Origin of the sequence: Desulfopila aestuarii DSM 18488, from assembly GCF_900143695.1 — a bacterium.
GTDB lineage: Bacteria > Desulfobacterota > Desulfobulbia > Desulfobulbales > Desulfocapsaceae > Desulfopila > Desulfopila aestuarii.
In genome coordinates this window covers 12,690-33,720 of sequence record NZ_FRFE01000043.1, presented here as the reverse complement: position 1 = coordinate 33,720, position 21,031 = coordinate 12,690, and the positions used below count along the sequence as shown (strand labels likewise).

15 protein-coding genes and 1 pseudogene are annotated in these 21,031 nt (G+C 49.4%); 9 read left to right on the top strand and 7 right to left on the bottom strand.

Annotation, left to right across the window (positions count from 1 at the left end; all coding sequences use genetic code 11):
- The 5 genes and pseudogenes from BUF15_RS23930 to BUF15_RS23910 all read left to right on the top strand — a co-directional run.
- Window positions 1–246 (top strand): annotated as a pseudogene (locus tag BUF15_RS23930) (IS5/IS1182 family transposase); the annotation flags it as partial.
- Between the two features lie 182 nt (window positions 247–428).
- The gene (locus BUF15_RS23925) at window positions 429–1,178 is read left to right on the top strand and encodes a DUF3299 domain-containing protein (protein WP_084554521.1); all 750 of its coding nucleotides are present in this window, start codon (window positions 429–431) and stop codon (window positions 1,176–1,178) included.
- 128 nt (window positions 1,179–1,306) lie between these two features.
- Window positions 1,307–2,890, top strand: coding sequence for a metal-dependent hydrolase family protein (locus BUF15_RS23920; RefSeq protein ID WP_200802472.1), 1,584 nt, complete (start codon window positions 1,307–1,309; stop codon window positions 2,888–2,890).
- Between the two features lie 310 nt (window positions 2,891–3,200).
- Entirely contained in the window at window positions 3,201–3,983 is a 783-nt protein-coding gene (locus BUF15_RS23915) for an ATP-binding cassette domain-containing protein (protein WP_084554518.1), read from the top strand.
- Window positions 3,977–5,260, top strand: coding sequence for an ABC transporter permease (locus BUF15_RS23910; RefSeq protein WP_200802471.1), 1,284 nt, complete (start codon window positions 3,977–3,979; stop codon window positions 5,258–5,260). Before BUF15_RS23915 ends, BUF15_RS23910 begins: the two co-directional genes overlap by 7 nt.
- A gap of 279 nt (window positions 5,261–5,539) precedes the next feature.
- Here the strand turns inward: BUF15_RS23910 and BUF15_RS23905 are convergent, their stop codons facing one another.
- The 3 genes from BUF15_RS23905 to BUF15_RS23895 form a co-directional block, all read right to left on the bottom strand.
- Window positions 5,540–5,833, bottom strand: coding sequence for a hypothetical protein (locus tag BUF15_RS23905; RefSeq protein ID WP_073616552.1), 294 nt, complete (start codon window positions 5,831–5,833; stop codon window positions 5,540–5,542).
- A 276-nt stretch (window positions 5,834–6,109) separates the two neighbouring features.
- Window positions 6,110–7,180, bottom strand: a complete 1,071-nt coding sequence (locus BUF15_RS23900; protein ID WP_073616550.1) for a sensor histidine kinase — start codon at window positions 7,178–7,180, stop codon at window positions 6,110–6,112.
- Between the two features lie 2 nt (window positions 7,181–7,182).
- Window positions 7,183–8,310 carry an FIST N-terminal domain-containing protein gene (locus BUF15_RS23895; protein WP_073616548.1) on the bottom strand — a complete coding sequence of 376 codons (1,128 nt, stop codon included), beginning with the start codon at window positions 8,308–8,310 and terminating at the stop codon, window positions 7,183–7,185.
- 422 nt (window positions 8,311–8,732) lie between these two features.
- Between BUF15_RS23895 and BUF15_RS23890 the strand changes: the two genes are divergently transcribed.
- The 4 genes from BUF15_RS23890 (at window position 8,733) to BUF15_RS23875 (ending at window position 15,752) form a co-directional block, all read left to right on the top strand.
- On the top strand, window positions 8,733–9,134 hold the full coding sequence (locus BUF15_RS23890; RefSeq protein WP_073616546.1) for a bacteriohemerythrin: 402 nt from the start codon (window positions 8,733–8,735) through the stop codon (window positions 9,132–9,134).
- Window positions 9,135–9,431: 297 nt separating this feature from the next.
- Window positions 9,432–13,244, top strand: a complete 3,813-nt coding sequence (locus tag BUF15_RS23885) for a PAS domain S-box protein (RefSeq protein WP_073616544.1) — start codon at window positions 9,432–9,434, stop codon at window positions 13,242–13,244.
- A 73-nt stretch (window positions 13,245–13,317) separates the two neighbouring features.
- Window positions 13,318–14,472: an HD domain-containing phosphohydrolase gene (locus BUF15_RS23880; RefSeq protein ID WP_073616542.1), complete on the top strand. Its 1,155-nt coding sequence runs from the start codon at window positions 13,318–13,320 to the stop codon at window positions 14,470–14,472.
- A 71-nt stretch (window positions 14,473–14,543) separates the two neighbouring features.
- Complete coding sequence (locus BUF15_RS23875; protein ID WP_073616540.1) at window positions 14,544–15,752, top strand: response regulator; 1,209 nt, start codon at window positions 14,544–14,546, stop codon at window positions 15,750–15,752.
- Window positions 15,753–15,769: 17 nt separating this feature from the next.
- On the opposite strand, the gene BUF15_RS23870 is transcribed toward BUF15_RS23875, so the two are convergent.
- From BUF15_RS23870 to BUF15_RS23855, 4 genes are read right to left on the bottom strand one after another with little or no spacing between them, the layout of a single operon-like run.
- Complete coding sequence (locus BUF15_RS23870) at window positions 15,770–17,692, bottom strand: PocR ligand-binding domain-containing protein (RefSeq protein WP_073616538.1); 1,923 nt, start codon at window positions 17,690–17,692, stop codon at window positions 15,770–15,772.
- A gap of 36 nt (window positions 17,693–17,728) precedes the next feature.
- Window positions 17,729–18,160 (bottom strand): response regulator, encoded by a 432-nt coding sequence (locus BUF15_RS23865; RefSeq protein WP_084554512.1) that lies wholly within the window; start codon window positions 18,158–18,160, stop codon window positions 17,729–17,731.
- Between the two features lie 26 nt (window positions 18,161–18,186).
- Window positions 18,187–20,055 carry an ATP-binding protein gene (locus BUF15_RS23860; RefSeq protein ID WP_073616534.1) on the bottom strand — a complete coding sequence of 623 codons (1,869 nt, stop codon included), beginning with the start codon at window positions 20,053–20,055 and terminating at the stop codon, window positions 18,187–18,189.
- Window positions 20,055–20,969 (bottom strand): ABC transporter substrate-binding protein, encoded by a 915-nt coding sequence (locus tag BUF15_RS23855; RefSeq protein ID WP_159441372.1) that lies wholly within the window; start codon window positions 20,967–20,969, stop codon window positions 20,055–20,057. Before BUF15_RS23855 ends, BUF15_RS23860 begins: the two co-directional genes overlap by 1 nt.
- Between the last annotated feature and the right edge of the window lie 62 nt (window positions 20,970–21,031).

Below are 21,031 nucleotides of genomic sequence, written 5' to 3'. Positions count from 1 at the left end.
AGCCGGGGCTTTGGACATGTCCCTATCATCGATAAAAATGGACGTGGAAAAGATGTCTTACCTATGGCTCCTCACGAAGCGGAGCGCTATAAAATTCGATCCAGCGTTGAACGGGCAAACAGCCGATTGAAAGAAGATTTTGGTGCCAACAACGTCATGGTCAAGGGGCACGCGAAGGTGTCTCTCCACTTGATGTTTGGAGTTATCACCTTATTTTCAGATCAACTTTTACGGCTGCTTGGTTAGGTTGTCAAAGATCTATTTGTGGCCACAGTGCAAAGCCTCACGCTCTGGTCATTTTGCAAGAGGCTCGATATGTTTAATGTTTTTTGTCATATCCCTATCAATAAATGGATTTGCTAAAGAAAGCGCAATATTAATAAAAAATGTCAATGTTTTCGATGGGGTCAATGAGGAGATGATCAACAATGCTAATGTGTTATCATCAGCATGATATTATCATCATGCGCTCATTGTTTAAAAATCGGTTTAAAGGAGAAATAGGGATGAAGAAGTCAATCATAAATTTTGCCTTCCTATTACTGTTCATCGTGAGCGTTGCGGTGCCTTCCGTCGCGGTACAGGTCAAGCAACTCGGCTGGCATGATCTGGTCAAAAAGGTCGAATTTGAGGATCCCTTCGATGCACTGACCGAGGATCAACTATACGATCTTGGACTGGTGGCCCGAGTACGCCAGCTTCAGGACGCCGGGCGTCAGGTCGGCGAAAAAACCCTTGACGAGATTCAGGGAGCCACCTTGAGACTTGATAAAGACGGCGTGGACATCAACGAACTGCTGGCTCGGCGAACTGAAATCATGAAGCTCCGCCAACAGCGCGCCAATGCTGTGGTTGAGGACCTGAACGGTCAAACGGTCCGGATGCCCGGTTATGCGCTGCCGCTGGAGTTCGATGGCATGAAGGTAAAGGAGTTCCTTCTGGTGCCATGGGTCGGCGCCTGCATCCACACGCCGCCTCCGCCGCCCAACCAGATCGTCTATGTCGAAGCCATGGAATCCTTTCGGAGCAACAGCCGTTTCGAGCCGGTCTGGATTGAAGGCGTCATGCGCGTCGGCAATACCAGCAAGGTGCTTTCCCTCGTCGATGGATCATCTGACATTCAGATAGGTTATTCCATGAAGTCGGTTAAGATTGAGAAATATCGTAAGGCCCCATAAGCGAATGCTCGTTCCAGGCCCTCATTCTGCGGAAAAAGTGAGAAACAGGGCCTATGTACAGCTTATGAAGTCAATTTTAAAAGGACACTTAATCGATTAACTGAAACTAACAAAAGAAGGAGAAAAACATGAACAAAAAACTGAACAACTTGTTATTGGTGACAGTGATTTTCATGATCACCAGCATGACCATTGCCATTGGGATGGCCCAGAAAGTGGAGGCCGCATCAGCAGCAGAACCGAACCCGGCGGTAACCCTGATCACTGCGGAAAAACCGCCAACCGTCTTTTTGTTTAAAAACGTAAAGGTTTTCGACGGTGTAAGCGACGTCCTCAAGGATGTGGACGTATTGGTAGTGAATAACTTGATTCGAAAAATCGGGAAAGACCTTCCCGTATCTGGGACCTATGAACTCGATGTCAAGGTCCAAAAGTTCCATGAAACAACAGTGCCTCCGTCCCCGTATGCCTTCAGTGCCGGTTACACGTTCCGAGTGCCGGTAGAGGGCGGCGGTGTTGAGACGAAGCAGATTCCGGTGACCGTCATTGATGGTGGCGGCAGAACGCTGATGCCGGGCCTGATCGAGGGGCACGGCCATTTTTACGTGAATGGCAACGGTATAGCAGATATCGAAAATAATCTAACTTATGATCAAATAGCGATTAGAGGAGCGGCAAAAGCGAAAGCCGCTTTAATGTCAGGATTTACGACTTGGAGAGATGCAGGAGGAATGGCTGCCGGGCTAAAGAAAAATATAGATGAAGGTCTAGTAGAGGGACCAAGAATTTATCCTTCTGGTGCATTTATTGGACCAACTGGTTCTCACGCGGATTTTAGAAATCTCACTACTCCTAACGAAACTATGTTTGGTGCTCATTCTTCAGCCGCTCGCAATAGTATAAGTTTTACGGCTGATAGCCCGGAGGCGATCAAAACAGCGGCTCGCCAAAACTTTATGCAAGGAGCAACTCAACTTAAAATAATGTCTAGTGGTGGAATTCTTTCACAATTTGACCCTTGGCAATTAAATGCGTTCTCTGCAGAAGACATACAAGCTGCTGTTGAAGTAGCAGATGCTTATGGCTCTTATGTAATGTCTCATGCGTACTCCAAGACAGCAATTATGAGGTGCTTGGATAATGGAGTAAAGTCTTTAGAGCATAACTTAATGTTTGATGAAGAGATTGCCAAAAAAATGGTAGAAAAGGGAGCATATATGACGACAAACGTGACGTCTTTCTCTCCTTACATCACAAAAATAGACGGTATGACTCCCATTTCTGCTCGAAAGGCTAATTCTGCACAGGTAGCAACTGCGAATTTTGTTGAAAACGTAAAGAAATTTCAACCAAAATTTGGGTTCAATACTGATGCGATTGGCGGTGTTCAATTAGGCATAAAGCAAACTGACTATTCCATTTATTTAAGTGGACAGTTATTTGGTAATTTATTTACATTAAAATCGTTGACTTCTGTAAATGGTGAAATAGTAAAACTTGCAGGAGAAGTTCTAGACCCATATTTTGAAGGTAGTTTAGGCGTAATAGAAGTTGGAGCCTATGCAGATATTCTTATTGTAGACGGAAATCCATTAGAAGACTTAAAAGCTATTGGCGCTAATGAAAAATGGTTCGATGCCCCGGATCGCGATGGCATCGAGACCATCCGAATCATCATGAAAGACGGCAAGATCTACAAGAATACACTGTAAGACAATTGAAACTGCGGGGTGCTTCGGTGCCCCGCAAGCGCAATTGTTTAAGAAACCAAGAACGATAAAATGAAAACCGTATATCACAGAGTATCGGTATGGTTCGATTCATAAATACAACTAGAAGCCATCTAAGGCAGTCGTATTTTATCCCGGTTCCCCTGACCGTAGGTCTGGCTCGGTTAGTTTGGTGACCCATGATCGCGTGACATTGCTTGATATGACGGTTAAATCGGCGACAGGTCTTCAAAACGCACGAAATGAACATAACACTATTGAACTGTATAAAAGATAGTATGGAAATGGTTTGATGAACGAACAGGCCGAAACCGCAACCGAGCAAGATCTTGAAGGTTCGTCCGCACCACGTGCCGAGAAGGTAGATGCTGCTTCGCTGACAAAGTCGCAGTTGACGTCTGTTCTTGCGGTGAAACATTTGAGTTTTGCCTGGCCATCATCTTCGTTCCAGATCGGAATCACAGATTTGAATGTCAAGTCAGATGAGCATTGGCTGCTCGAAGGACCAAGCGGATCAGGCAAAAGCACCCTGCTGCAATTGCTGGGAGGAGTGTTGCTGCCGCAGCGGGGAGAGGTACAAATCCTCGGTCAGAGCTGGGCGACGCTCAGCGCTGCTCAGCGCGATCTGCGCAGGGCCGACCATGTTGGTTTTATCTTTCAGCAATTCAATCTTGTCCCCTACCTGAGTGCCATCGAGAACGTCCTTTTGCCGTGCCGATTCTCGAAGTCACGTCGTCAGTCGGCCGAAAACGGCGGAGGACTTAAGGATGAAGCGCGACGCCTGCTCACCGCCCTTGGGCTCGGTGCCAAGGAGATCCAGTTGCGGCGCGCGGCGCGCTTGAGCGTCGGCCAGCAACAGCGGGTTGCCGCCGCGCGGGCGCTGATCGGAAACCCTTCGCTGGTACTCGCTGATGAACCGACCTCGGCCCTTGATACCAAAAATCGCGCCGCCTTTCTGGAGTTGCTTTTCTCGGAGGCGCGCAGCGCCAAGACCGCCATCGTACTCGTCAGCCACGATACCAGTCTGCGCCCGCATTTTGAACGACACCTGACGCTGGAGGGGGGCTTATGTTGATGCGCTCTCTGCTCACCCTGGCCTGGAGCAGTCTCGGTTCGCGGCGCTTCGTCGCATTGCTGACGGTTGCCTGTATCGGTCTGGGCTCTGCCGTGCTGATCGTCGTCGAACAGATCCGGACAGAGGCCCGCGAGGCTTTCACGCGCAGCGTCTCCGGGGTTGACCTGCTTGTTGGGCCGCGCGGCGGCTCGGTTGAGTTGCTGATGGGGGTGGTCTTTCGTACCGGTACACCGGGGCGCGGGATGACTTTCGAGTCCTACCGGCAGATAGCGGCACTTCCGGGGGTAAACTGGGCGCTGCCGGTCAGTTTCGGGGATTCGCATCATGGCTACCCGGTGATGGGCACCGACGCAGACTATTTCAAGCATTTTCGTTATGGCCGGTCGCAGCCGCTGGCTTTTGCTGCAGGAAATCCTTTTGCTGATGTTTTCGACGCTGTGATCGGTGCCGAGGTCGCTGATCGGCTCGGCTATCGGCTGAACCAGCAGATCGCTCTTGAGCATGGCCTGGAAGCCGCGATGGATGCGAACCACAGCCATCAGGATAAACCGTTCCGCATTGTCGGCATCCTGCAGCGCACTGGTACGGCGGTTGATCGTACGGTCCATGTCAGCCTGGCTGGCATCGAAGCGATGCACGCCGACTGGGTAGATGGCCGCCCCCCTGATGCATTTGACAAGCTCAGCGCCGAAGAGGCCCGCCTGGTGGTTAAAGATCCGGAGCGGATCTCGGCGATGCTGGTGGCCCTCGATCAGCGCGCGGCCGCACTGTTTATGCAGGCGCGACTCGGCAACTGGCCAGCTGAGCCGCTCAGCGCAGTCATGCCCGGCCCGGCGTTGCTGGAACTCTGGGAGATTGTCGGCGTGGCCGAGAATGTACTGCGTGGTATGTCATGGTGTGTGATCATTGTGGTGCTGGTGGGAATGCTGACCGTACTCTGGAGTGGTCTTGAAGAGCGCCGTCACGAAATGGCCGTGTTGCGCGCTGTCGGTGCGAGGCCTCGTCACATATTTATGCTGATCATCGGTGAAGCCCTTTTGCTCACCCTGGGCGGTGTGGTGGTGGGGATATTCCTTGCGGTGTCAACCTTGTCAGCACTCGAGAGCACCCTGGTCCAGCAGTATGGATTGAGTCTGTCCGCTGCATTCTCCGGAAGAACCATCGTGCCACTGTTTTCAGGGCTGCTTGCGGCCGGTCTGCTGGCTGGGCTGTTGCCAGCGATGCGTTGCTACCGTCGTTCACTCTCTGACGGGCTCAACCCCGAGATGGGAAGTTGAATCCGGGAAGTTCTGTTTTTCCAAATTCCTAACAGGAAAAATGCAGTCTCTGACTGTAGATTATTCATGAGCTCATGATCAAATAACAGGTAATGAGATTGACAAGCATGACCTTCTGACGCTTGCATGTCCTTATCTTTGGTAAGCTCTTCCTTACAGTTGCTCCATTTCTGATCAATTCTCGGTGCTTAAACGGAACTACCCTTTCAGGAATAAATCTAAAGTTGGAAACGCAATCTATCCGTTAACGTTGGCAACATGAACCTTCATTTTTCTGCTTCACGGAAGATCATCCTTCATTACTGCTTCGCGTCTCTCAAAATCGTTGATTGTGCTGTAGTACTTTTCACTCTTTCTGCACTCGGCAAGCAGGAGTAAGGCAACAATGGAGTGGATGATTATTATAGCTGCAGTATAAAAAACGACCGGATGGCAGGCCCGCCAGAACAGATGACCAAAGAGTGAGGAAAGCACTGCCAACCTGAGAGGCAGAATCCAGTTTTTACAGATTACCGCCTGGTGCCGGTCACTATACCGTTTCAGAAGATGTCTGCAGCAGAGTCCAATATTCATCTCATTTCGTTGCCTGTGTTGGTCTGCAGATATTTGGACGAAGATTCGGCCAGTTTTTCGTCTGGCCTTGCCCAATATCTGTCCTCAAGTGGTGATTAAGGCGTTTCGATCGAGCTATTTTTTCGTTAATGATGTGTTAGCTTTTATGAGGTTGAAATGGAGTCAGAGTGATTTTTTTGGGTGCCTCACTGTATAAGAAAAATAATCATCTCTGGACATACACCCTCTCAGCAAGGTGTCCTCAGGTTCCTGGTTACCTTATATTTCCCAGATTTTTCATTCTCTTTCATTTAAAGGCAGTTGGATCGTAAAAGTTGTCCCCTTGCCGACTTCCGAAACAAAACTGAGAACGCCTTTATGCTTCTTCTCAATGACATTGTGGGAGATCGCCAAACCCTGGCCTGTGCCCTTACCGACCCCTTTGGTGGTGAAAAACGGATCGAACACCCGCTCTCGGATGTTCTCAGGAATGCCGTTACCCGTATCTTCAATACAGATTTTGACATGGTCGGGGAAACGATGACTGGAGATCGCAATGAGCCCTTTTTCGCCGTTTCCTTGGTTTTTCTCGGTGATAGCATGACAGGCGTTAATTAGAATGTTGAGAATCGCCTGGCCTACCTCATCGGCAAGGCATGGGACAGGAGGAAGCTCCGGGTCGAGATCAAGTCTTATCTCGGCGCAATATTTCCACTCATTGCTGGCAATGGTGACCGTGGTCTCAATGATTTTATTGAGGTCATTCAACACTTTTTCCTTGCTGCCAGGATGGGAAAATTCCTTCATCGCCTGAACAATGGCAGTAATCCTGTTGATACCCTCATTGGATTGCAGGAGCGCCTTGGGAATCTCCTCTTTAAGATAATCCCAATCACCTTCCTCCATGAGTATTTCCACCTTCCTGCCCACCTCGGCAACCGACGTCCCTTCGGTTATCGACAGCAGTTCGTGCTCGAGGCTATCAACCAGACCCATAACATCAGAAAAAACATCCCGTAAAAAAGAGATGTTCGAACCTATGAATTGTGCAGGGGTGTTGATCTCGTGGGCAATTCCCGCAGCCAGCTGGCCAACGGATTCCAGTTTCTGCGCCTGGAGCAAACGGGCCTGTGTGAGTTTTAGATCCTGTAGGGCTTTGTTCAGTTCTTCTCGCTGCTTCCGCAGGAATTCGGTTTTCTGTTGAACGACCCTCTCCAGGCTGATATTCAGTGACAACAGCTCCAGTGGGGAGGTTTTCTGGGCAGAGCGCTGCTCCGCGGCGTCCATGAGGACATCTATGGTTTTCTGCTGTGCCTTCAGTTTGGCTTGAAGTTTGGTGATTGTGGCCTGGGCATCGTTTTCGCTCATCCTCAACACCTGCTTTTCCCGGAGATAGCAACTCCGGTAAATGTCTGGTTGACATGCACGGAATTAATTTGCTCGCCGTAAGTGCTGAATCCCACCACCTTGTTTTCCGCAAGCATCCTGCCTATGTCGTCATCTATACCTTGCTCTTCCATTTCAAGCCGCCTGAGAATGCAGTCACAACCTAAAATGATAGCCGGCTCCCCCAAAGCCTCACTAAGCTTCGTCAGGTCGTTGTTGAGCGACTTGATGGCGGAATTCCCCCGGCCAATGGTCAGCACCCGGCCGACATCTATGGCACAGAAGAACCTCAGGCTACCGTCCGGTTCGATGTTGGAAATCGATCTGACAAAATAATCGTTTTCGATACGAAGCATCACCGGATTCCTTGAAAACACTGTTGCATTGAGCTGATCAACTGTTGTGCCGATCAGCTCTGCATAGGCTTTTGCTGCCGGTTCGCCATTGATTTCCTTGACCAGTCGCTTCTCAGGATCTGCCTCGGTAACCACCAGCCTGGTGGTAGTTGGCTGAAAATGCTGATGCTTGAAGATGTAAAATGGCAAGGTAGTCAAAAACAGGGTGAAAACCGCGGCATTCTGCAGCAATTTTCCATCATAGTAGACGGAGGTCTGCCGGAACTTGAGGTTGTCGCCTGCCGAGCCTCCGACAATCGGCACATTACCAAGTGCCATATAGAGAGCCGAGATCAGCGGCTCTTCTTTCATCGACAGGCCGTCAACCAGCAGAAAACCAAAAGCTGGCGAACCGGACTCATTGATCAGGCGCTGGACATCCTCTGCAATAGCAATCACCTGTTCTGACTGAGAGGAGAGCGGGAAGATAAGGTAGGGTCTGGCGGTAAGCTTGCTGCCTGCCAGGGATACTCCTGAGATGCCACCGCGCTGGAACCCGGTGCCTGAAAGTTGGCCAGCTGTCGTGCAGCCAATTACGGGCCCCGGGAGATGCTCCTGCAAGGCTCGCCCGAGTTGATGGGGATCGTATTCGTCGGAGAAAAACACCAGACACACCTGGGTATCCGGCTGATCAATCTGAACCGCCAGCTCACTGACGGCCTCCCAGGCATTTTTTTTGAAGGATTTACCCTGCTGCACCCGTAAATGCGACTGCATGCCAGCCTCCCCATTCTCCAAGTCTTCTTGTCTTATTATGACCGGTGATTATTCGACACATACATCATCAGGAGCGGCCAGCCATACTGGTACTCCAGCACGTCACAATATTGTTCCAAGTTGTTCAATTTCATCTATGTTGATTATCCATCTTTTTCAGAGCCGAGTCAAACCCGGTGGGGTGAGGTACAGAGATAGCGAAATACCGGGACATGAAACGCAGGTACAGACCCGAATGCTCTAAGTTCGTGTCATTCTGGTCTGCCACCTATATATTCAGGAGGTTGACATCCCTCATCGAAAGCCTGAATTGCTTTGGTTGTGAAATTACTGGAGGCTTGTACATGAATTCTGCTACAATTATTCTATTAATAAAGAGGAGTTGCTTGGAACAGGTACATAAACTTTAACTGGTATATTGTATGAAATGGTCAAACGAGTATCGCATCGGCATTGCGGCAATTGATGCTCAACATAAGCGGCTTTTTGAACTGATTCAGGAATTGACCGAGGCTTTACATTCTGGTTTGCGTGGTAGCGATGTCGCGAGAACTCTGGAAGCATTAGATCAGTATAAGACCAGGCACTTTCAGCTGGAAGAAAAGTATATGCGTGAGTCGGGGTACCCCGGTCTTGAGGAGCAGCAGAAGGCGCATGTCTATTTCGGCCGGCGTTTTGCCCAATTGCAGGATTCATTAAAAGACTCAGGTCTAACCTTGGAACTCATGAATAGCATTCAGGATGAGTTGAGCCAATGGGTAACCGAACATGTCACTGGACTTGATAAAAAATTTGGCAAATTTTATCAGGACCGATCCCAATGACCCACTAAGGCTGAATTTTCTGATACTTCCTTTAGCCTTTGCTAGAGGGTTTTTTAGTCACATTCGGTAAGGGCTATTTTCTCCCGTCGACATTTACCTGGAGAGGCATTAATGCTTCCCGACTTCCAACCTTGATCATTTGTTTTACTGGTATTTTATAAAAACAACGCGATATAGTGTTACATGGAGTCTGTTTATGTGGCGTACGTTTTGCTGGGCACATCCACCTGTTTGGGCAGATAGCGAGTTCTCTCGTAGTCAACATATTCGAAAGCGGGTATGGGAAGATACAGAAATATGATCAAGCCTGGAACTTCAGGCTTTTTGTTTATTTTACTGGCAGTGCTGCTCGTGTCGGTAACGTATTGGTATTATCAGGCACAGGAAAAGAGCTATGAGCAGCAGGTTGAAAATGTACTTATGGCTATTGCCACAACAAAATCGGACCAGATAGCTGAATGGCGACGGGAAAGGCTGGTGAACGGTGTGTTGCTGATGGGTCGGGATTCTCTTGTCGCTGATGTGGAGCACTATCTCCACGATGGTAATCTAGAATCTATGGAAGACACACTCCGACGATTCAGAGAAATTCAGAAAATTGAGGGGTTTGATCATATTGTGCTGACAGCACCCGACGGTCGACTTCTTTTCGCCACGGAACAAGAAGGGGTTGATCTGCACGAGACGGATGTTGCGGCAATAGTCGAAGCGGTGCGGACCCGCAGTTCGGTTTTTTCGGACCTACATCTGGCAGATGATGGGATCTCCCCGGTAATGAGCGTTGTGGCACCGCTGTTTACCGGTGCGGGGACAAAAAATCAGGCTGTTGCCGCGGTGGTCATGGATATTGATGTTCAGCGGGTTCTCTTCCCCTTGATTGCCTCATGGCCGGTGCCGAGTGAAACGGCGGAAACTCTTTTGATCCGGCGGGAAGGAGACGGCGCGCTTTTCCTCAATGAACTCCGGCATCAGAAAAATACCGCCCTGAAACTGCACTTTTCAACTGAGAGGAAAGATATCCCAGCGGTAATGGCCATTCTTGGCAAAACCGGGATAGTACGTGGCCAGGACTATCGTGGCGTCGCTGTTGTCGCAGCCCTTGTACCCATTGTCAATTCACCTTGGGTGATGATCGCGAAAATTGACGAAAAAGAAGCATTTGCCGAATGGCGAATTCGGGTCATTTTCATGATCGGATTTGTGTTAATTGTTTTCGGACTATTGTTTGTGATTTTTCTCGTGATAACCCAACGAACCCGCAAAGAGCATTTCCGTCAACTCTATCTCGCTGAGAATGAATTGCGAGCCGGTGCGGAAAAACAGGCGGTGACCTTGAAATCGATTGGTGATGCAGTTATTGCCACTGATGCGAATGGCAGGGTCGAGCTGCTGAATCCTGTGGCGGAACGTCTCACCGGCTGGTCGCAGCAGGAAGCGTTCGGTAAACCGCTAAGGGAGATCTTTGTCATTATCAGTGAGAAGACGAGGGAACCGGTCGACGATCCGGTGACCAAGGTTTTAACCAATGGTGGTATTGTCGGTCTGGCGAATCACACCCTTCTTATCAGCCGGGACGGTAAAAAGATTCCTATTGCTGACAGCGGCGCCCCCATTGTTGGAGAAAATGGCGTGCCGACAGGGGTCGTATTGGTGTTCCGTGACCAGAGTGAGGAGCGTCTGACTGAGCGGCTCATGGATATCCGCTTGTCCCTCATCGAATATGCCACCGGGCATGATCTCGACCAGCTGCTCACCCGGACCCTTGATCTGATAGGTGAGTTGGTCGACAGCCCTATCGGTTTTTATCATTTTATGGGCGATGACCAGAAAACACTCATCTTGCAGCAATGGTCCACCCGCACCCTGCGGGAGTTCTGTCACGCCTCCGGTAAAGGGGCGCATTACAGTGTTGATCTGGCAGGAGTATGGGTTGATTGTGTCCGCGAGAGAAAACCTGTAGTTCATAATGATTACGAAGCGCTGCCCCATAAACGCGGGTTGCCGGAAGGGCATGCTCCTGTGATGCGGGAGCTGGTCGTCCCCGTCATGCGTGATGGAAAAATCGTTGCCATCATGGGGGTAGGCAACAAAGCCGACCTTTATACTGAAAAAGATATTGATATTGTCTCCTATGTTGCTGATGTGACATGGGAAATAGTTCATCAGAGACGTGTCGAACAAGAGCTAATAGAAAGTGAGCGACGACTTTTCACCCTTCTGGGCAATCTACCGGGAATGGCCTACCATTGCCGCAATGACGCCCATTGGACCATGGAATTTGTCAGCAAGGGGTGTCGTGGTTTGACCGGGTATGCTGCAGAAGAGCTGGTAGATAATGCAGTAGTCTCCTATAACGAAATAATCCACCCAGAAGACAGGGGCCTCGTTCGAGATGGGGTGGTTACAGCTCTACAGGAAGATCGTCCGTTTGTGCTCGTGTATCGTATAAAAACCAAAGAGAACGAACTGAAGTGGGTATGGGAACAGGGGAGGGTTGTTGACAACGAAGGGGGGAAAGGTAAGGCTCTCGAAGGGTTGATTCTCGATATCACTAAACGAAAAACTGCCGAAAACGAGTTGCAACGGCTGCTGCTTGCAGTTGAGCAAACGGCTGAAACAATTGTGATTACCAATGCTGGCGGCATTGTGCAGTATGTGAATCCTGCATTTGAGAAAATAACAGGTTATAGCCGCGAGGAGATTCTTGGCAAGGCTCCCCGAATCTTGAAAAGCGGCAAACAGGATCAGGACTTTTACAAGGAGATGTGGCAAACGATCTCATCGGGTCAGACCTGGAGCGGTCGCCTGGTGAACAGAAAAAAAGACGGTACCCTTTTTACGGAAGATGCCACGATATCGCCAATCATAGATACTAAAGGGCAAGTGACGAATTACGTTGCGGTAAAGCGTGATATTACCGAGGAACTGCATCTTTCGCAACAGATGCAGCAGGCCCAGAAGATGGAGGCCGTCGGACGGCTGGCAGGCGGAGTAGCCCACGATTTCAACAATATGCTGGCGGTGATTATCGGTTTTGCCGGCATGGCTTTGTCGAGAGTCCAGCCTGCTGATCCCCTGCATGAAGAGCTGACGGAGATTTTGACGGCCGCGAACAGATCAGCGGACATTACCAAGCAGTTGCTGGCCTTTGCCAGGCAGCAGACCATCGCGCCCATTATACTCGACTGCAACAAGGCAATTGGTGACATGTTGAAGATGCTGGGCCGCCTCCTCGGTGAAGATATTGATATGGTCTGGTTACCCGGTGAAGGACTCTGGCCGATCAAATTGGACCCTGTTCAGCTTGATCAGATTCTGGCAAATCTCTGTATCAACGCCCGTGATGCAATTGCAGAGGTTGGTAAGATTACCATTGAGACCGGGAATGTCGTCTTGACTGAAGAATATTGTGCCGACCACCCGGGCGCTGTTTCCGGCGAGTATGTCCGGCTGGTGGTCAGCGATAATGGGCAGGGGATGGATCGTGAGCAGCTTGCCAAAATATTCGAACCGTTTTACACCACCAAGGGAATCGGCAAGGGTACTGGCCTGGGACTGGCCACTCTTTTCGGTATCGTGAAACAGAACAATGGTTTTGTTAACGTCTACAGCGAACCTGGGGTAGGGACCACGTTCAGGATTTATCTGCCGCGACTTGATGCTGGGGAAGAGGTGATACGCGAAGATCTGGTCGAGCAGGTTACCGAATGGCGGGGCCATGGCGAGCGGGTACTGGTGGTGGAGGATGAACCGGTAATCCTGGTTGTTGCCAGACGTATGCTTGAAGAATTGGGCTATCGGGTCGTTACGGCTAAAACTCCTTTTGAGGCTTTGGAGATTGCCGCCCGTCATAAAGAAGAGGTTGATCTCCTTATTACTGATGTGGTCATGCCGGAAATGAACGGTCGAGAGTTGGCACGTCGGATGCAAGAGCTCATTCCCTCGCTATGCTGCATGTATATGTCCGGTTACACCGCAAACGTGATTGCGCGTCACGGTGTGCTGGAACGTGGTGTTGTTTTTCTTGCCAAACCATTTGCGAAGGATGAGCTGGCCCGTAAGGTGCGGGAAGCATTGCGGCAAGGCACCAAAAAGGGGATTAACCAGTGATGGTATACCCTTGTACGTGTGGGCTTCGCCGTTACATGACGTGGCATAATTTTGAATTTCATCAGCAATGAATATGGAAAAGGAAATAAAAATATTATTTGTCGACGACGAAGTGAATGTGCTGGACTCGATGCGACGTCAACTTCGAAAAAGATACGATATTGTAACTGCTTTGAGCGGCCGGGAAGCCTTGGAAAAGATGAAGACCGAAGGCCCGTTTGCCGTGGTCGTTTCCGACATGCGAATGCCTGAGATGGATGGCATCCAGTTGCTGAAAGAGATGAAAGCTCTCTATCCTGATACGGTCCGTATGATGTTGACCGGCAATGCCGATCAGGAGACGGCGACGGAAGCGGTCAATCAGGGTCAGATATTCCGGTTTCTGACCAAGCCGTGTCCCGTGGCACTGTTGACGACATCAATAGCCCTGGCCGTTCGCCAGCATCGTCTCATCACGGCTGAGAAACAGCTGCTTGATGAGACCTTGAACGGCACGGTAAAGGTGCTGTCTGAGCTGCTCAGCTTTGCTAAACCGACCGCCTTCAGCAGTGTCAGCCGGGTACGGGCGATGGCCATGGATATTGCCCGCTCACTTGGTCTGAGTTCGTTATGGCAGATGGATATTGCAGTGCTGCTATCGCAGGTCGGATGCGTTACGCTGCCCGACGAGCTGCTCAGTAAAATATATTCAGGTGTCGAGCTGTCAGCTGAAGAGGAAGAAATGTACCGTAACCATCCGAAGATTGCCGCGAGCCTGCTTGAGCATATCCCGCGAATGGAGAATGTTGCTTTTATTATCGAACATCAGTTCAAAGACTATTCCGTCTATGCCGAACGATCTGAATACATAGAAGATGAGGATGAACTGAGCCTGGCCGCACAGATTCTGAAAGCGGCTTTTGCCTACGATATGCTGATGTTTCGGGGGAAAAGTCATGAAGAGGTGATCCGTGACATGAGTCACCAGCAGGAACTCTATAACCCCAGGGTGGTCAAACGAATCAAGAAGGTACGATATGACGATACCAGTCAGGAGGTACTGAGTCTCAGGGTGCAGGATCTGGCGGTGGGGATGGTTGTAGAAAAGGAGATTATTGCAAAAAACGGCACATTACTGGCCCCCAGGGGTCAGGAGCTTACCTGGCCAGTGCTCCAGGGGTTAGTGAATTTCTCGCGAAAAGTTGGGGTGAAAGAACCGATTATGGTGCGTATGAACCGTACTGCGTAGACCAGATACCAAAATGGTGTGATGCGTATCGTACCATGTGATGTAATAACTGCAGATACTGGAGTTCACCTATGATGAATAACGTACTGTTCGTCGATGATGAAAAGAATATACTGGATGGCATTAAGCGGATGCTCCGGCCTATGCGCCACGACTTTGAGTTTTTTTTCGCTGTTGGTGGTGTGGAAGCTCTGGCGTTGATGGAAATTCAACCCATTTCTATCGTCGTCTCCGATATGCGAATGCCGGTAATGAGCGGGTTGCAGTTCTTAACGGAAGTCCAGCAGCGTTTTCCACGAACCATTAGGATTATGCTGAGCGGGCAGGCCGATGACGAGTCAATCGTCAATACGGTCAGCGTGGTGCATCAGTTTCTCGCCAAGCCGTGTGAACCTGAGGCGTTGAAAGATGTCTTAAAGCGCGCAGCGACGCTGTACAACCTCATGGCCAATGATCAGCTCCGGGCAGTTATTTCCGGCATCGGCAATCTGCCGAGTTTGCCGTCCATCTATGCCGAATTGAATAACGCCTTAAGGGATGCCGAGGTTTCCGCGGAGGACGTGGGCAAGATCATTGAACAGGATATTGCCATGACCGCCAAGGTGCTGCAGCTGGTAAACTCATCATTTTTCGGTCTGTTTCAGAAGGTTGACAGTACAGCCAGAGCCGTAAAATTGCTTGGAATAGATACAATTAAAGTGCTGGTTCTCGGCGCCCAGATTTTCTCTGAACTTCATGTCAAATCGTCATTGTTGTCGCTTGATACTCTCTACAACCACAGTATGGCTGTTGCCAACTGCTCAAAACGTATAGCCAGAAACTGTACCGATGATAATGAATTGATAGAACAATGCTTTATTGCCGGGATGCTGCACGATATCGGCAAGCTGCTGCTGGTCACCCAATGCCAGCAGCAGTATGAGGAAGTGTTGTCGGAAACCGTGAAAGAAAATGTGATTCTGGTTAATTGCGAGCAGAAAGTTTTGCAGACGACTCATGGCCATGTTGGGGCGTATCTCATCGGGCTATGGGGGTTTGCCAGTAACATCATCGAGGCTGTGGCTTTCCACAACAATTTAGAGAAATGTCCTGTGGCTGGCTTTGGGCCAGCCTTAGTCGTTCATGTTGCCGACTACGCCTATTATCTCTCCTGTCCGGAAACTGCAACAGGTGCACCACCCGTCCTTAATGAAGCGTATCTTGCAGAGTTGGGGATGCTGGATGGGGTTCGCGACTGGCTGAAAGTCGCGGAGGAATTCTATGTATCCCTAACAGAATAATTGGCGAATTTACGCAGTCATGGTGATGGCGTTTCGGAGCCATTTGCCTGAAATGTTTCGAATGGGAGTGTTATCCTGAATTCTGCTCCTAAGCCTTCAGCAGATGTGCAGTTGATGGTGCCGCCATGCTTGTTGACAACCGTATCATAGGCGATGGCCAACCCCTGGCCGGTGCCTTTCCCGACACTTTTTGTGGTGAAGAACGGGTCGAAAATCTTATCCAAAATCTCAGCCGATATGCCCGGCCCGTTGTCGGCAATAATGATAACTGCCGAATCGCCTTCCGCTCTGGTAGTGATGGTGATCTGCCCTTTTGGGGCGTTGGCGTTTCCTTGCTGCTGTTCGGCGATTGCCTGGGCGGCGTTGACGATGATATTCAAAAGAACGTGGCTAATCTCATCGGCAAGACATGGGACGTCTCGAAGTCTATCTTGAAAATCGGTGGCAATGGTTGCCACATATTTCCATTCATTTCGGGATACAGTCATCACTGATTGGAGAATTTTGTTCAAGTCGGCCGGAGCCATGGCCCGAGTGCCAGGGTGGGCAAATTCCTTCATCGCCAGAACGATGGAGCTTATCTGGTGTATTCCTTCTTTGGATTGTTCAAATGTCTTGGGAATTTCTTCATTGAGATACTCCCAGTCTATTTCTTCGAGTTTGTTGCTGATTTCCGGGGTACCTGACGGGGGTTGCTGCTGTTCGATATACGTGACGAATTCTTGAAGATCAGCGAAGGCATCTTGCAAAAATTCGAGATTGGAGCCGATATACTGCACCGGAGTGTTGATTTCGTGGGCAATACCCGCGGCCATTGTGCCAATCGATTCCAGCTTCACGGCCTGAAGCAGTTGCCTCTCGAGTTCCAGCTCTTTACTGATATCGCGTTTTATTGCAACATAACTTATGACCTTGCTGTTCTCATCCCGGACCGCTGAGACCGTGCTTTCTTCAGTATAGATGGTTCCGTCCTTGCGTTTGTTGATAAAGCGTCCAGACCATGTACCTTTTGAAATAACAGTTTGCCAAAATTCTCTGTAAAAACTGTTAGAATGTCTGCCGCTTTTGAGAATGCGTGGGTTTTGTCCTATCACTTCTTCAGTCGAATAGCCTGTTATATCGGTAAATGCCGGGTTGATATAGATAATATTGCCGTCGACATCGGTGATGGCGATCGCCTCGCCCAACTTTTCGATGGCTGTAAGCAATCTGTTTTGCTGCTGTTGAATTCTGTCTTTTTGCACCAGTTCCTGTCGCAGGGTCAGGTTGACGTCCTGGAGCTCCTGGGTTCTGTCTGCCACCGCTAACTCAAGGTCAGATTTTTGCTGCATGAGTTGCTGCCGCGTGATCTCCAGCTCTTCTGCTTGCTGCTTCAGCTTCAAATTCAGATATCCCATCCGGGAGATCTCATTAGCCATGAGCCACAAAAAATCGAGAATTTTTTCGAACCGTTCTCGACTGAGACGCGGCATTTCCTGGAAGGCGAGGAGCATGCTATCAGGATCAACATCAATTTCCGCAGCATATTCGATGATACGCTTATCATCTACATCCCCTATATAATACTGACCGATAAGCCAATTGGCGATATGGTGGCCATCGACAATGATCGGGGCAGCGGCATCGGCGAAACCGCAGCTCAGGCATTTCTTATAAAATGGTTTCTGTGTTTCTGCAGCCTGTTGTCCCAATGCCTCTGCTGATCTGATACAGTTGGCTAACCCTTTCTCGGAGTTTCTTACAATTTTGCATACGCCAGAGTGGTTGCTGAACCTGGTAATCGGGTTGCCGTTAACATCCGTGATGGTGGAAGCAACCTGATTCGCGATGGCGAAACTGTCCTGGATTCTCTGCAAGAGCTCAAGACTAACCAAGTCAGGCAGGGTATAGTTCCAGGCGTTTTCTTCCTGTGTTGCATCCGGGGGTGTTTGTTCGTTCATAGATCTTTCCGCAATGTTGTCAGCAGCGGGTTGTGTTTATTGTTCTTTGGGTAACTCAACGATGGTCAGCCAGAAGTTCTTTATCGATTCCACAACTTGAACAAAGCTATGAAAGTTGAGAGGTTTTGAGATATAACAGTTGGCGTGGAGATTGTAACTCCGGACAATATCCTCCTCGGCCTTGGAGGAGGTGAGAATAACGACGGGAATAGACTTGAGCAACGTATCACTCTTCATTTCAGCCAGCACTTCCCTACCATCCTTCTTGGGCAGGTTGAGATCAAGTATTACCAGGTCAGGTCGTGGGGCTGCGGCATACTGCCCTTCTTTTTTTAAAAAGGCCATTGCTTCCTCTCCATCTCTGGCAACATGGAGATTGTTTCTGATCTTGTTGCTTTCTAATGCTTCACGGGCCAGGTCAACATCACCTGGGTTGTCTTCGACCAGTAGTATTTCAATGAGTTTCATATTTATCCTCACAAAAAGACTCAATATCATGCTGCAGCATGACGCTTCAGGGTGAAAGAAAAGGTTGTACCTTGGCCCGGTGCCGAGTCGAACCAGATGCTGCCACCGTGACGCTCGACGATACGTTTACACACAGCCAGGCCAATACCTGTACCCGGGTATTCTTCGCGGGTATGCAGCCTTTGAAAAACAACGAAAATTTTATCACTGTATTTTTTATCGATACCAATGCCGTTGTCTCGAATAGAGAAAATGTACTCCTCTTGTTGGCGCTGTGCCTCAATGTGAACGGTGGGTATCGCCTCACTGCGAAACTTGATGCTGTTGGCGATCAGGTTTTGCATCAGCTGCGTAAGCTGGCCACCATCGCCTGAAACGGTGGGGAGGTTTTGCACGGTTATCTGGGCACCTGATTCTTCAATGAGCATTTCAAGATTGAGTATGGCTGTCGAAACCACTTCCTGGAAATCAACAGGTCCAAACTCTGCGCCTTTGGTCGATACTCTAGAAAAAGTCAGGAGATCTTGAATGAGTGTCTGCATCCGATTTGCGCCGTCCACAGCATAATGGATGTATTTTTGTGCTTTTTCATCAAGCTGAGGGCCGTAACGTTGGGCAAGTAATTGGTTGTAACTTGCTACCATGCGCAGAGGCTCCTGCAGGTCATGGGAGGCGACATAGGCAAACTGTTCGAGTTCTGCGTTGGAACGCTTTACCTGGTCGAGGGCAACGAGAAGATCGCTCTCAGCAATTTTCCGTTGTTCAACTTCTTTCTGAAGCTGATCGCGGGAAACAAGCGTTGTTTGCAACCCCTGAATCATTTTTCTGAAGGCGTTGACGATGGTGATAAGTTCCTTACCTGCACCCTGAGGTTCGAATTCCAGCTTGAGGTTACTGCTACTTATACGGTCGATAGCGGCAGCAAGTGAGGTAAGAGGGGTTACGATGGTTTTTGCGACCAGCCAGCCGATGACAAGGGATAAGGTGGCGATGAGAATCGCTGAGAGATACAGACTATGTTTTAGTTTATTGATTGCTGCCAGGTAGTCATCACCATCTACCTCTGTGATGAGTGCTAATTCCCGATCATCAAGATACTGATAGGCGCCGATAACTTCTTTTCCTCGATAGTCTTTATACCAGCTGATGCCGTTCTGCCTGTTTAAAGCCCGGTTGACTCCTTCAGTGTATACTGTTTTTCGGAGCATGAAATTCTTCCCGTAACGGGGTTCGGTAATAAAGATATGCTGATTGTTGACCAGATAACTGTCTTCCGTCTGCCATAGCCCCCTCCATTCGCGGAGAATGTCGGAGAGAGCCGAGAGATTCAGTCTGCCGGCAAGCACTGCATTGGGCAGCGCATTATTGCCGCCAATGGGAAGGCTGACTACCATGGTGGGCTGACGGATGCTCATGGAGTAAAAGATATTTTGTATATGAGTTCCCAGTTGCCCTTTGATAAAGTATTCGCGACTGCCCTGCATTTTTCCTATCTGTTTCGGGTCTGTAGAGGCAAGAATTTTACCGCTTGGAACTTCAAGCAGGAAGAGTTCTGAAAAGGTGCCAAGGATAAGAGCTGGACGGAGATGCTTTTCGACAATGGTTTCTAGAAGTTCCGTTATGACGGCACGATTTTCGCTTCCGGCCTGCTCTAATTCAAAGGAGAGTTTTTCATGAATGATTGGCATTTGGCCGAGCACTTCAAGTTGCCTTGATGTGTTGCTGGTCCACTGGAGTATCTGGTTCGCTCTTCTTGAGTTGACTGCTGTCAGGTCTGCAGCCCCCTCTTTCCGCACAAAGTCGCCGCTGATCATCAGGCTGAGTGCGCTAATAGCCAGCACAGAAAGAAGGGCGGTCAGTAAGCAGGTGAGGATGACTTTGTCTCGTAATCTCATTATTTTTGGGGCCCGTAAATTGTTTCAAGAAAATTTAAGGTATAAAACGTGCCCGATTCTGCTGACCTCTCTTCATTTCCGGAATCTTTATAGAGTTCCCCCATATTTTGCCAGACCGATTGTTTCATCCAGCCAATGGGTGTGTCCCCTGTGGAAACAAGCGGTGCCTGAATGTCCAGCATGGCTTCCTGTAATTTCGTATCCTGTATCTTGGCATATTTCATGGTGGTGGCTAAAGCCAGTGTCTGGTTTTCGATGGCCTTTTGCCAGCCTTTAAGGGTAGCTCTCAGAAAACGGAGGACAATATCGGGATGCGCGGCAATATAGGTGTCTGTTGTTGCCAGGGTATCGCCATAGGCATTGACTCCGTAATCTCCAGGCCAGAGGAGATTGAGGTTCAAGCCCTGATTCTGGAGTTTGATAACACCACCAGTCATGTACGCGGGCGTGACATCCACGGCTCCGTTTATAAACGCTCCATATTGAGGGTCATAATCTGCTTGGATAATCGAGTCAAAGGCTACCCCGGTATTTTTCAGCATAGCTTTGAATTGGATGATACCTTCAAGAAAGCCGCCTTCTTCCATTTTCCCTACAGCGACAATCTTTCCTGTTAGGTCTTTCGGGTTGATGATTCCAGAATCTGACTTGGCAACAAATACCGTGGGATTGAGCTGGTACAAGGCGCTGATAGCCACCATTTTCGGGAGAGTCGAATTTTTGATCAGCAATGCTTCAGCGGGCAACACGGCAAAATCCACGGTCCCGCTGTGGAGCGCTACAGCCTGATCGATTGCGGGACCACCCTCAAAGAGTGTTACGTCAAGGTTCTCTTCGTCATAATAGCCTTCGTCCAATGCTATATAGAATCCGACAAACTGGGCCTGGTGAACCCACTTCAGTTGGACTTTCACAGACACCCGAGCTGGAGGTAACTCTTGTTGGTCGCAAGCAGAGGTTGTCAAAAGCAGTGCGA